The following is a 14146-nucleotide window of genomic DNA, read 5'->3' as shown; positions in this document are numbered from 1 at the left end:
CAAATATCTACATCTTTAATTTTTAACCATATTATTATCTATAAAATGAAAAACATTATGAAAAACATGACCTTGAAACGGTTCGTAGCATTGGCCGCGTTGCTTCTGTGTAATGTCTCCTTCCTGCTGGCTCAGGGACCGGTGAAGGTGACAGGTAAAGTGGTGGACAACATGGGTGAGCCCATGATTGGTGTAAGTATTCAGGAAAAGGGTACTACGAATGGTGTGATATCCGATTTCGACGGTAATTATAACCTCTCAGTCAAGCAGGGGGCTGTCCTTGTCTTTTCTTATATCGGCTATGTTATGCAGGAACATCAGGCTGTGGCCGGTACGCTGAATGTTACTTTGAAAGAAGATACAAAGGCACTGGAAGAAGTAGTTGTTGTAGGTTACGGCGTACAGAAAAAAAGTTCTGTAACAGGTGCTATTTCTCAGGTAAAAGCTGAGGACATGCAAAACCGTACCATAACATCGGCAGCTCAAGCCTTGCAGGGTAAGACAGCCGGTGTACAGCTAATCTCTACTTCATCGGCTCCGGGTTCATCTCCAACTATCCGTGTACGTGGTTACTCATCCAACGTTTCGTCCGACCCCTTGTATGTGGTAGATGGTGTACGCACTACCGATATTTCGGGTATCGACCCCAACGACATTGCCAGCATGGAAGTACTGAAGGATGCTGCCTCAGCAGCCATCTACGGTGCGGAAGCTGGTAACGGTGTTATCCTTATCACTACCAAGAAGGGTAAGGCAGGACAGGGCAAGATTACCTACGATTTTCAGTTCTCTTCACAGTCCATTGCTCGTATTCCCGAGTTACTCAATGCTGAAGAATACATTAACTACATGTGCGAAGGAGGCATGAACCGTGATGACATCATGGCCATATGGGATGGAAAAACCGATACCGACTGGGTAGATGTAGCCTTTGAAAATAGCCGCATGCAGAAACACAACGTAGCCTTCACTGGCGGTGGTGACCGTGGTAACTATTATCTGTCTCTGACCTATCTGGACAACAATGGTATTGTGGTAGGCGATGCCGACCATTATACCCGTATGACGGCTACTATCAATTCTGAATATAAAATTAAGGATTGGCTTAAAGTGGGTACTACCAACCAGATTGAGAAATACAACGTACGCAGCGTATCATCACAAAACGAATACGGCAGCTTGTTCTCGGGCGTAATGCTGATGGACCCTCTGACAGCTCCAGTATATTCAGCCGACAACCTGCCACAGCATATGCAGAACGCAATGGCACATGGCAAGCACCTGATGCAGGATGAAAATGGTAACTATTATGGAGTATCTAACTGGTACACCGGTGAAAACTATAACCCGCTCATCATGCGCGATAACGGTATTACCCGTAACAGCGGTTTCAATGTAAACGGTTCTATCTACGGTGAATTTACCCCATTCGGCGGATTTACTTTCACATCTCGCTTCGGTTACCGCCTGTCAGGTACACGCAGTTCAAGTGTCAGCCTGCCTTTCTATGGTAACTCTACGCAGAGCCGCGACTATGTAGACATCAGTGGTACTTCTTCCACTACTATCTACTATCAGTGGGAAAACTTTGCCAACTACATGAAAACCTTCAATAAGGCTCACACCGTAACTGCCATGCTCGGTATGTCTTATCAGGAACAGACCTACGACTACGTAAACGCAGGACTCTCGGCCAACGGTGAGCATGCCGTACTGCAAAATAACCCTTTGTTCTACTACCTGAACTATGGCTCAGCTTCTGCCACTAAGAGTTTGGGCGGCGAGAAAACACGTACAGCTAAGATGTCTTACTTCGGCCGTATAGGTTACGACTACAAGGGCCGCTATATGATACAAGCTTCACTTCGTGCCGATGCAGCCGATTTATCGCTCCTGCCGGCATCAAACCGTTGGGGATATTTCCCTGCTGTATCAGCCGGATGGACGATTTCTGAAGAAAACTTCTTTGAACCGATAAAGAACTACGTTACCAGCTTCAAGCTGCGTGGTAGCTGGGGTCAAAACGGTAGTTTGGCTGCTTTGAGCGGTTATCCATACAGCACCGACATGTCTTCATCTGGTATCTACTCTTTCGTTACCGGAAATTCATACATCACAGGTGTATCTCCTTTATCATTGGGTAACGACGAACTGAAGTGGGAAACTTCAGAACAGTGGAACGTTGGTTTCGATGCCCGCTTCCTACGTGACCGCTTAACCTTGGGATTCGACTATTTCGATAAAAAAACCAAAGACCTGCTGGTTACAGGAACCAAACCTTCACTTATCATCGGCGGTAGTACTTCTCCGATTAATGCCGGTAATGTAAGCAACAAAGGTGTTGAATTCGAACTGGGCTGGCGTGACAACATCAAGGACTTCAACTATAGCATACGTGCTAATCTGGCTACACTGAAGAATGAAGTGACTTATCTTGACCCGTCGTTGGAGCGTGTGGCAGGTACAAACTATCATACTTATCCCATCAGCTATTTTGAAAAGGGCTATCCGGTGTATTACTTCCGTGGTTATAAGTTTGCAGGTGTAGATCCCGTTACTGGAGATCCCACTTTTGCGGATGTGGACGGTGACGGTGTAGTGACAGAGAATGACCGTACTTATATTGGCGACGCTATACCCGATTTTACATACGGTATTACGTTGACCGCTGCTTACAAAGGTTTAGACCTTACTGTATTCGGTACAGGCTCATATGGGAACGATATATTCCATGCTTCTTATCGTCCTGACTACAAGGAAAGTAATAAGATGAAAGAAGTGTTCTATGACAATCGTTGGACTGTAGATAATCCGAATGGCACTGTACCTCGCTCCAATGCCAACAATATGGATAAATATATCACTTCTGATGCCATGGTATATGATGGCTCTTACTTCAAGATCAAACAGATTCAGCTCGGATATACTCTTCCTAAATCATGGTTGAATAAAGTCTATATCGGCAATATGCGCTTGTACTGCTCATTAGACGACTTCTTTACATTCACCAAATATCCGGGCTTTGACCCCGAATCTTCTTCTAACGCAACCAGCGGTATGGGTATCGACAAAGGAGGTTATCCAACTTCTAAAAAAGTTGTATTCGGTATAAATGTTGAGTTTTAATTACCTTAAAGACATCTTACAATGAAATACCCATGAGATAAAAAATCACGCCCAAGAGAATGTAAATAGTCAAGCTGAAGTTACCTTTGTATAGTGTAACCCTAAAATGTATCAGTTATGGCAGAAGTGACATTCCCTCAGTTGATACAGCGCGCTTGCGGTATCGACGTCCACCTGAAGGTTGTGGTGGCGACAATTGACGGAGCAGGCATCCAACGCGAGACCCGCTCATTCAAAACCTTCACGAGTTCTTTGAATGAATTGAAAGAATGGCTATTGTCCAATGGTGTAACGCATGTGGGAATGGAGAGTACCGGTGTTTACTGGAAGCCGGTTTATAAGGTTCTTGAAGATTCCATTCCCAATGTCTGGATAGTCAATGCCCGTCACATTAAGAATGTTCCGGGTCACAAGACAGACAAGATGGACAGCGAATGGATCTGCAAGCTTCTTCTGGCAGGTCTTCTCAAACCGAGCTATATTCCTCCCAAGGAGCAGCGTCAGCTTCGTGACCTGACGCGTTACCGGAACAAGCTTATTCAGCAGATAGCTTCAGAGAAGAACCGTATGATGCGTATTCTTGAAGACTGCAACATCAAGCTTTCAAGTGTAGTAAGTAATACAAGCGGTACGACAGCTACTTCTCTTATTGATATGCTTTGTGAAGGCAAAGTCCTTACTCTTGATGATATAAATTCAGTTTATCACGGTAAACTGTCAGCCAGTCCTGAAGAATTGCTTGAGGCGTGTACCGGTTTTGTTGAAGAGCATCACATTTATCTTCTTCAGATGATCCGAAAGGATATAGACCAGACTCAGACTTTGGTTGATGATTTGTCCGAACGTATAAAGAGACTGTTGTCCAAGTACGAGAATGTCCTTGAACTTCTCAGGGAGATTCCCGGTTTTAGCACCAAGGTTGTAGAGGATCTGGTTTCTGAGATAGGTCTTGACATGTCCCACTTCCCTTCTGAAAAGCATCTTTCGTCCTGGGCCGGTCTTTCTCCGGGCAACAACGAGAGTGCGGGTAAAAAAAAAGCGCACGAATCACTCACGGAAACAAACAGGTAAAGGCGGTAATCACAGAAGCCGCATGGGCTGCGACCCGTACAAAGAATACGTTTTTTAGTGAGAGATACCATCGTATAGCTGCCCGCAGAGGAAAGAAACGTGCCTTGATTGCAGTGGGACATTCTCAGTTGATATCCGTTTATCTGATACTGAGTACAGGGTCCCGTTACCATGAACTTGGAGCACAATATATGCAATCCAAGATAGAGCAGAAACGCAAGGTATATTTGTCTTCTGAACTTAAAAAGCTTGGATACAATGTCTCACTTACTAAAGTTCCACAAGCTGTAACACTGAACTAATAATATAGACCAAAGGCCGACTTTTACTGGAATTACCATAGCCCGACAATGAAATTGGTTTCAACAGCTAAGCGCCAAAGATTGTGACTTATGTACACGTGTATGAAACTTTTAAATTCTTAGCTGTTGCTATTTATTATTGTACAATAGCCGCACTTGTGTTCTCATAAGTGCTAATCTTTCTTTTATCCAAAACCTCGGATTTATATCAATTTTAGTATAAACCTGTCCTACTTTGTGTGTAGGACGCTTAATATTTACGTATGAAAAAGCAATATTATATAATTACTTTATTATTCGCTCTATTGGTAGGTATGACTACCTCTTGCGAAGACCGCCTGAACATTCCTAAACATGGAAATATGGGTAGTATGGACGATTATTATCAGACCGATAGTGAGGTTGAATCTGCACTGGCATCCATGTATCTCTCTTGGCGTAGCGCATATTATAATTGGTGGTTTGTAAAAAATGCCCTCTCTGATGACGCCTGGGCAGCCGGCGGTCAGCGTAGTGATAATGTGCTATTGGAACAAATGAACGAATATACGTACGATACATCCAATACCATGATCAGTGGCTTGTATTCAGATCTCTATACTATTATCTATAAAGCAAATCTGATTATCGACTTAGTACCTGGCACTACCAATTACATGAAGCAGGCTATTGCCGAGGCTAAAGTAGCTCGTGCATGGTCGCACTCCGAACTGGTAAGCCTTTGGGGAACCGCTCCTATCGTCGACCACCTGCTAACTCCCAATGAGTACCGTCAGGCCAATGGCACACCCGAAACGACTTGGGCTTTTGTAGAACAAGACCTGCAAGACGCCATCTCCTCGGGCGCTTTGGTAAGCAAAAGCGGTGTAAACGACCAAGTAACCGGCATGCATTTGTCACTTGAAGCAGCCAAGGCTTTCTTGGGCAAAGCTTATCTATTCCAAGGTAAGTACAAGGAAGCTGCTGCTATCTTAGACGAAGTGATAGACTCACAGAAATATGACTTGTACTCCGACTATGATGCCTTGTTCCACGCAAAGGCAAATAACTGCTGTGAATCCATCTTCGAATTACAGTTCCGCAATGACGCAGAACAAGCTTGGAATCAATGGGAAATGTTTTATATCATGATAGGTTGGCGTACCGATAAACTAACACTTACCGGCAATGCCCTGTCTACTATTGCATCAGGAACCTACGGTTTCATGAATCCTCGTAAATCTCTCTATGATGCTTTCGTAGCTGAAGAAGGAACTGATGGTTACCGATTGAACTGCTCTATCCGCAACTATGAGCAGATGCAAGCCGAAGGTGTCAGTGTTGCCCCAGGATCTCGCCTGGTAGGTAACGAAGGCTACTTCAGTTGGAAAACTCGTATCTTAAAAGAAGACTGTGTGATTGACCAGTCATACTTCCAAGTACTTCAGTACATCAATCACCGTATAATGCGCTATGCCGAAGTTCTTCTGATGGCAGCCGAAGCACATTTGCAAAGTGGTGGTAATCGTGCACTGGAATACATCAACAAAGTTCGCACAAGAGCTCAAGTAGAACCATTAAGCAGCGTAACACTGGACGATATCAAGACCGAACGTCGTCTGGAACTTTGCCTGGAAAGTTGTCGATTCCAAGACCTGATTCGTTGGGGTGATGCTGAGAGCGTTTTGGCTAATCAGGGTAAAGAAGTTCCTGAAATGGGATATTTTGCTACTGGCCAAACAGACGAACAAGGAAATCCGGTTTACGAATTCGGTCAGAAGTGGCCTTACACCAATACCACTTACGGTTTCAAGGCTAAACACAAATTGTTACCTATACCTCTGACTGAAATAGAAGTCAATCCTAACATGACTCAGAATGTTGGTTGGAATGAATAATTATGAACAGAGCTAAGGAGGGATTTATTTCCACCCTTAGCTTCCTGTTAATAAAAAAGTAAGCATTCTCAACAGATAAAGGTAAATAGATTGTTTCAGGATAAACATACAGATTATACATCTTGAATTATAGAATAAGTTATGAAGAAAATTATATTTTTTCTTTTGGCTGTCAGCCTGGTTTTAATAGCTGATGCCCAAACTCCCTGGGGACCTCGGAGTAAAGTGGTAACCGATACCATCTATAGCGAGATTCTGAAAGCTGACAGAGCATATACCATTTATTTGCCTCAAAGCTATGACGTGAATAAGACTCGTACTTATCCTATTCTTTACTTATTGCATGGAGTACTGGGTGTCAATACCAGCTGGTTTACCGACCAGCGGGCTGGGGAGGTAGCTGACTTGCTGATAGCCTCAGGCGAAGCATGCGAAATGGTTATTGTCAGCCCTAATGCCGGTGGTAATCCATACAAAGGTGATTGGAACGGATATTTCAATATGCCGGGCTGGGCTTACGAGGATTTCTTCTATAAAGAATTCCTGCCATACATAGAAAAAACATATCGCGTAAAATCAGACAAACAGCATCGTGCCATTGCCGGCCTGTCAATGGGAGGCGGAGGAACAACAAGCTACGCCCAAAGACATTCAGAAATGTACTGTGCCGCATATGCTATAAGTGCATTAATGGACATTCCTGAAGTTGGAGCCATTCCTTCTCAGAGTCCTGATGACAAAATGGCTATTCTGAATAAATCAGTACAGGAGCATAGCTGTATAAAGTATGTACAGAACGCGGACGAGGCAACCAAGGATAAAATCCGTTCTGTAAAATGGTTCGTGGATTGTGGAGACGATGATTTTCTCCTCGACCGAAATATAGAATTTTTCCATGCTATGCGTCAGGCTCAGATACCTGTTGAGTTTCGTGTACGCGATGGTGGACATGTAAACGAATATTGGCACTCTGCTCTTTACAATTGCTTGCCTTTCGTAAGCCGTTGTTTTAATAAGTAAACCTAAAAAATAAGTAAAATGAATAGATTATCTGTCTTAACGGCAGCCATGTTAATGTGTACCACATCGTGGGCGCAACAGGCTCTTTGGGGAGGAGCTTCTGTGATTTCTCCCGAAATACACGATAACAATACCGTTACTTTCCGCCTGAAAGCTCCTAAAGCTGTACGTGTACAAGTAACTGGCGATTTCCTTCCGTCTATACCAATCGAAACACCTCGTGGTATTTGGGAAGGTCCCGGCATTGCCGATCTGAAAGAAAATAAAGACGGTATTTGGGAATTTACCACAACTACACCTTTAGCACCTGAGTTATATGGGTATTCTTTTATTGTGGACGGGCTGAAAATTATGGATCCAAGCAACGTCTATATGATTCGCGACGTAGCTACCGTCACTAATGTATTCATTATCGGAGGCGAACGTGCCGATTTGTATAAAGTGAATGATGTTCCTCATGGTACAGTACGAAGAATGTGGTATAACAGCCCAACACTCAACATGGAACGACGCATCACAGTCTATACTCCTGCCGGCTATGAAACTAGTGGTAAAAGCTATCCTGTATTCTACCTGCTGCATGGTGCAGGTGGTGATGAAGAAGCATGGATAAATCTTGGACGTACGTCACAAATACTTGACAATCTCATTGCGCAGGGAAAAGCCGAACCAATGATTGTAGTAATGACTAACGGAAACGCCTGGCAAGAAGCCGCTCCCGGAGAATCGTCTAAAGGATTTACCACTCCATCAATGCGCCCTACAGAAGCTGAAAATGCTATTGAAGGAGGATTTGAACTAGCTTTCCCAGATGTTATAAAATTTGTAGAAAAGAATTTCAGGACCAAGAAAGGACGTACCAACAGGGCTATTGCAGGCTTGTCAATGGGTAGTTTCCACTCTGCCAACATTTCTCGCTATTATCCGGATATGTTTGGCTATGTCGGATTATTCTCAGGAGCTGCCTCAAAGAACGAAAAATCAAATTGTCCGGTATATACAGATTTTGAAGGTAAGTTGAAAGTACAATTCGAAAAGAAACCGTTGCTCTATTACATTGCTTGCGGTAAAACAGATTTTGTATATCAGGGTGTAAGCGACTATCGTAAACTACTGGATGACAATGGTTACAAATACGAATATTATGAAAGTGATGGTGGCCATATATGGCGCAACTGGCGTATTTATCTTACCGAATTTGCACCTAAGTTGTTTAAATGACAGTTATAAAAAAATAAACATTTCATAAAGAAAAACATACACATATGAGAAAAATATTATTCTTTTCAGTATTAATGCTGGTCTGTACAGTTGCTTTTGCACAACAGGCGTTGTGGGGAGGAGCTCCAGTAATATCTCCTGAGATACATGATAATAATACAGTAACTTTCCGTCTGAAAGCTCCAAAAGCTGTGAAGGTACAAGTTACAGGTGACTTCTTGCCAACTCAGAAAATCAAGACTCCATTTGGAGAGTTCGACGGACCAGGTGTCGTAGATTTAAAAGAAGGTAAAGAAGGTGTTTGGGAATTTACTACACCAGAACCTCTAAAACCTGAACTCTACAGTTATTCCTTTATTGTAGATGACTTGAAAATTATGGATCCAAGCAATGTCTACATGATTCGCGATGTGGCAAGTGTTACAAATGTATTTATAATAGGTGGCGAACGTGCTGATTTGTATAAAGTGAATGACGTACCTCACGGTACAGTGTCACGAATCTGGTATAACAGCCCTACTTTAGGAATGAATCGCCGTATGACAGTGTACACTCCTGCCGGTTATGAAACAAGTGGCAAACGTTACCCCGTATTCTATCTGCTTCATGGAATGGGTGGAGATGAAGAAGCATGGATTGCTTTGGGACGTACATCGCAAATTCTGGACAATCTGATAGCACAAGGTAAGGCTGAACCTATGATTGTCGTAATGACAAACGGTAATGCTTCTCAGGAAGCAGCTCCAGGTGAAACTCACTATGGAATGGTTCCACCAAGTATGAATCTGCCAAAAACGATGGAAGGTAGCTTTGAAACAGCTTTCCCAGAAGTAGTAAAATTCATAGATAAAACTTATAGAACAAAAGCCAATAAACAGAATCGTGCTATCGCCGGACTATCTATGGGCGGATACCACTCACTTCACATATCAAAACAATATCCTGACATGTTCAACTATGTAGGTTTGTTCTCGGCAGCTATCATGCCCGACAAGAAAGTTCAGTCGCCGATTTATGATGATTTCGACCAAAAACTGAAAATTCAGTTCTCTAAGAAACCGGCTCTATATTGGATAGGTATCGGTACTGCGGACTTCCTTTACCAGTCGAATACCGATTTCCGCAAGATGTTAGACGAAAAAGGATATAAATATACTTACTATGAAACAGGTGAAGGACATATCTGGAAGAACTGGAGAATATATCTGACAGAGTTTGCTCCTCAGCTGTTCAAAAAATAATATAACTAATTTACAATAACATACAACGATTTAATAATATGAAAAAACAACTTTTTTCGGTGGCAATAGCCGCCACAACGTTAGTTGCTTGCGGACCAAGTCTCCCTCAGTTGGGTAAAGCTTCAATAGAAGAAGTCATTGCAGCCATGACTTTGGAAGAAAAAGCGCATCTGGTTATCGGTACGGGTATGGCAGGCTTCTCTGGCGACAGTGCCGTTATCGGAAAAACAAAAAATCTGGTTCCCGGTGCAGCCGGAACAACTTACCCAATCGAACGATTGGGTATTCCGGCTGTCGTACTAGCTGACGGTCCTGCTGGGTTGCGTATTGACCCAACTCGTGAAGGTGACTCTGCAACTTACTACTGTACACACTTCCCTATCGGAACATTATTGGCTTCTACCTGGAATCAGGAACTGGTAGAAAACGTTGGTAAAGCCATCGGTAATGAGGTTTTGGAATATGGAGCCGACGTTTTGCTGGCACCGGCACTGAATATTCATCGTAATCCTCTTTGCGGACGTAACTTTGAATATTACTCAGAAGATCCGCTGGTATCTGGAAAAATTGCTGCTGCTTATGTAAGAGGTGTACAGAGCAACGGAGTGGGAACATCCATCAAACACTTTGCTGTAAACAATCAGGAAAGCAATCGTATGGCTGTAGATGCGCATGTATCGCCAAGAGCCTTACGCGAAATTTACCTGAAAGGATTCGAAATTGCTGTAAAAGAATCGAATCCATGGACCGTAATGTCTTCTTACAACTATCTGAACGGGGTCTATACTTCAGAAAATCCAGAACTGCTTACTACCCTTTTGCGTGATGAATGGGGATTTAAAGGTATGGTTATGACAGACTGGTTTGGAGGTAAGGATGCAGTAGCACAAATGGAAGCCGGAAATGACATGCTGCAACCTGGACTCGACAGACAGTATGAAGCAATTGTAAATGCGGTAAAAGAAGGTACATTGGATGAGGCAATCTTAAACCGCAATGTAGAACGTATTCTTAACATGATTCTGCAAACTCCTCATTTCAAAAAATACAACTATTCCAACAAACCCGATTTGCAGGCTCATGCCAACGTTACCCGCCAATCGGCTACCGAAGGTATGGTTTTACTGAAAAATGACAATCAGACTTTACCATTGAATTCCAACATTCAGAAAGTTGCATTGTTTGGATGTACTTCGTATAATTTCATTGCAGGAGGAACTGGTTCTGGAAATGTCAACCGTGCCTATACAGTCTCTTTGCTCGATGGATTGAAGAATGCTAATTTCCAGGTAAATGATGAATTGAAAAACATCTACCTGAAATATATTGCAGAAGAAAATGAGCGCAATAAACCTAAAGGAGATAATCCATTAGTAAAATTCTTACCCACTCCATTACCTACTGAAATGGCTCTGTCAGCAGATCAATTAAGTAACTGGGCTGCTCAAACAGATATTGCATTAATCACTTTAGGACGTATGTCGGGAGAATTTGTTGACAGAAAGGTTTCTGATTTCAATCTATCAAAAGAAGAATCTAAATTGATCAACGATGTATGCAGAACCTTCCATGCCGCAGGTAAAAAAGTTGTAGTTATCTTGAATATCGGTGGAGTGATTGAAACCGATTCATGGAAAAATCTGCCGGATGCTATCCTCTGTGCCTGGCAGGCAGGACAAGAAGGTGGTAATAGTGTAGCAGATATCTTGAGCGGAAAGGCTTATCCATCAGGTAAACTAACAATGACTTTCCCTGTTAAATTTGAAGATGCAGCTTCATCTGCCAACTTCCCGACAGAAGGTGCTATGGGCAATCTGAGTAACATGGCCGATCCTAAAGAAAAGAAGTCTGATGTAAAACTGTGGGACTATACAGATTATGAAGAAGATATCTACGTAGGTTACCGTTATTTTGACAGTTTTGAAAAACAGGTTTCTTATCCATTCGGATATGGTTTGTCATACACAACATTTGAATACGGAAATCCAAAAGTGAAAACTGAAAATGGAATCTATACAGTAACCGTAAATGTTAAAAATACAGGCACACAGCCAGGAAAGGAAATCGTAGAACTTTATATTTCCGCACCTAAAGGAGGAGAATTGAATAAACCAGAAAAAGAATTAAAAGCATTTGCCAAGACTAAAGAATTAAATCCTGGCGAAACAACATCCGTTACAATGGAAGTAAAAGCATTCGATCTGGCTTCTTACAACGAGAATTCTTCTGCATGGGTAATAGACGGTGGTAATTATCAATTCTTGATAGGAGCTTCTTCACGTGATATCAAAGCTACATTAGATGTAGTAGTTACTGGTGGAGTTGAAAAGACTAATAATATATTGCATCTGCAAAGTCCTATCAATATACTAAAAAATAACCCATTCTGATGAACACATGCTTTTCTACAAATAAAAATGCGGATATAGCATGAACCATATCATCTTTGAGTACAGCAACTTAAAGATTGATAACAATAAATTCACAGCTGAACGATATACTGCCTCTGGTAATAAAATAAAAGCTGACAACCACACCAGATAAAAAGCATATCGTTTTCAGCTGTGATTAGATTACTTCTCTCACACCTGATCTACGCCGCTTACATATCAACAAAGTAATATGATGACTAACCTTTAATAATGAAAATCGGATATTGGAAAAGGTAAATTTAAGATTCAGTGTGGTAACAAAACCTTATTATACCCACTGACAAAAACAACGGCTACCCAAATCTGTGTGAAGACTTCAGGTAGCCGTTTTTAACTTATCGTATAGTTTGGACCAATCTACTTCGGTTTACTTTTAGAAAAGCCCGATATATTCATTAACTTTCAGGGCACTATACGAAACAAGATCAAACTCTTATCATAAAATTATATTGTATCAACGTGGAGTACATATTAAATTTTTCACCTTCCCATTGAATCCCATTTGAGTATCTCCTAATTGCTTCAATGGGAATATCAAGGTTTCCTGATACCATATACGGTCTTTTCTCTGATGCTTAACATTGAATACTTCACCTATGCGTCCTTCCAGTCTTTCCAGAAGTTGCCCGTCTACAAACAAAGAAGTGCCTTTTATATCTCCTTCTATCCGTATCTTAGTCCACTTTTCTACTGGCAAACGATAAGCATGAAATACAAATTCATATCCATCACGACGGAAAGCAAACTTGCCTGTATTTTGCCAGTTCGTTATAAATTCCGAATGAGGCCCCTTGAACAATATAGCATCAATGTTTGGAATAGAATCCGGATAAATTTCAAACTCCACAGCATAAGGATAACCTATTTCGTCAACAGAAGTAGTCACCACATCTGTTTATACAAATCCGGATGATCCATACCATACTCTTTGTTGTCAGCTGCTAATCGAGGATTATAATGGGTAAAAGCTAAGGAATGAGCTGGTACGTCTATTTCCGGAATCACATTCACTCCATAGGTAGCGGCCATTTTCTGAAAATCCTGAAACTCAGCCTTTGTATAAGATCCATCCTTTGCAGTCAGACCGGGATAACGCTCACTTTCTAACCGGAAGGCTGCATACGTCTTGTCCCAGTCATTTCCGAAAAACTCAACAAAGCCATTGTCATTCAAATGAACTTGTAACTCATTCAGTTTATAGAATGAAAGGATTTTTACATAATCACGCAGGTAATCCATTGTAAAGAACTTACGTGCCACATCAATCATGAATCCTCGGTTCGGATACAATGGAAAATCTGTAGCCTGCCCTCTCATCAGCCCCTCCGGCTGATTATGAATCATCTGCAACAAGGTTCTCGTCCCCCAAAATACACCTTTAGCAGTAGGAGCTTCAATAGTTACTCCATTACGTACATCCATCCGATATCCTTCATCACCTAATGTCTTATCTGGTTTACTTAAAGTCAAAAACACAGCCCCTTTTTCTTGTTTACCAATTACCACACGATAATTCCAGCCAAACATCTCTTTCAGATCTTGCACCAGAATCTCAGCACTTTGCTTTAATGCCCCTTCCTCATCTGAAGATATAATCACTTTGCCCGATTCCGGCAATACCATTTTGCCTTTGGCCGGTTTCCACTGCTGCAATGCAGGAATTACTTGTGGTACGTTTTGAGCTACAACTGTCATCAACCCGCATAACCACATTATACCAAATAAAATCAGATGTTTCATTTTATTAGATTTTAAATTTAAGGTTTTGAAATAAGATATCATTGAAAATCAGAATATAAAGCTTAAAGTATTACTAATAATAAAAGATTTTCACTGTCGTTTCAGCAGTTAAAATT

At 41.8% G+C, this 14146-nt stretch carries 7 protein-coding genes and 1 pseudogene; 7 read left to right on the top strand and 1 reads right to left on the bottom strand.

Annotated elements, in window-relative coordinates; genetic code table 11:
* Positions 1-57: 57 nt before the first annotated feature.
* From ACDG22_RS03630 to ACDG22_RS03600, 7 genes are all read left to right on the top strand, one after another.
* Complete coding sequence (locus ACDG22_RS03630; protein WP_270230383.1) at positions 58-3126, top strand: SusC/RagA family TonB-linked outer membrane protein; 3069 nt, start codon at positions 58-60, stop codon at positions 3124-3126.
* Between the two features lie 117 nt (positions 3127-3243).
* Positions 3244-4197, top strand: coding sequence for an IS110 family RNA-guided transposase (locus tag ACDG22_RS03625; protein WP_007566304.1), 954 nt, complete (start codon positions 3244-3246; stop codon positions 4195-4197).
* 565 nt (positions 4198-4762) lie between these two features.
* Positions 4763-6376, top strand: coding sequence for a RagB/SusD family nutrient uptake outer membrane protein (locus tag ACDG22_RS03620; RefSeq protein ID WP_270668944.1), 1614 nt, complete (start codon positions 4763-4765; stop codon positions 6374-6376).
* Positions 6377-6517: 141 nt separating this feature from the next.
* Positions 6518-7396: an alpha/beta hydrolase gene (locus tag ACDG22_RS03615; RefSeq protein WP_270230297.1), complete on the top strand. Its 879-nt coding sequence runs from the start codon at positions 6518-6520 to the stop codon at positions 7394-7396.
* Between the two features lie 18 nt (positions 7397-7414).
* Positions 7415-8617: an esterase gene (locus ACDG22_RS03610; RefSeq protein WP_270230298.1), complete on the top strand. Its 1203-nt coding sequence runs from the start codon at positions 7415-7417 to the stop codon at positions 8615-8617.
* Between the two features lie 44 nt (positions 8618-8661).
* Positions 8662-9858: an esterase gene (locus tag ACDG22_RS03605; RefSeq protein ID WP_270230299.1), complete on the top strand. Its 1197-nt coding sequence runs from the start codon at positions 8662-8664 to the stop codon at positions 9856-9858.
* 38 nt (positions 9859-9896) lie between these two features.
* On the top strand, positions 9897-12248 hold the full coding sequence (locus ACDG22_RS03600; protein WP_270230300.1) for a beta-glucosidase: 2352 nt from the start codon (positions 9897-9899) through the stop codon (positions 12246-12248).
* A 496-nt stretch (positions 12249-12744) separates the two neighbouring features.
* On the opposite strand, the pseudogene ACDG22_RS03595 reads toward ACDG22_RS03600, so the two are convergent.
* Positions 12745-14030: pseudogene (locus tag ACDG22_RS03595) on the bottom strand (glycoside hydrolase family 20 zincin-like fold domain-containing protein).
* Positions 14031-14146: the final 116 nt, after the last annotated feature.

Origin of the sequence: Phocaeicola coprocola (assembly GCF_041333015.1) — a bacterium.
GTDB classification, from domain to species: Bacteria; Bacteroidota; Bacteroidia; order Bacteroidales; family Bacteroidaceae; genus Phocaeicola; species Phocaeicola coprocola.
Note: the sequence above shows the minus strand (reverse complement) of the source record. Positions and strands in the feature narration are given on the sequence as shown.

Coding starts and splice junctions, on each gene's coding strand:
- ACDG22_RS03610 (WP_270230298.1), top strand. CDS start 7,415: ATGAATAGATTATCTGTCTTAACGGCAGCCATGTTAATGTGTACCACA.
- ACDG22_RS03620 (WP_270668944.1), top strand. CDS start 4,763: ATGAAAAAGCAATATTATATAATTACTTTATTATTCGCTCTATTGGTA.
- ACDG22_RS03600 (WP_270230300.1), top strand. CDS start 9,897: ATGAAAAAACAACTTTTTTCGGTGGCAATAGCCGCCACAACGTTAGTT.
- ACDG22_RS03630 (WP_270230383.1), top strand. CDS start 58: ATGAAAAACATGACCTTGAAACGGTTCGTAGCATTGGCCGCGTTGCTT.
- ACDG22_RS03605 (WP_270230299.1), top strand. CDS start 8,662: ATGAGAAAAATATTATTCTTTTCAGTATTAATGCTGGTCTGTACAGTT.
- ACDG22_RS03615 (WP_270230297.1), top strand. CDS start 6,518: ATGAAGAAAATTATATTTTTTCTTTTGGCTGTCAGCCTGGTTTTAATA.
- ACDG22_RS03625 (WP_007566304.1), top strand. CDS start 3,244: ATGGCAGAAGTGACATTCCCTCAGTTGATACAGCGCGCTTGCGGTATC.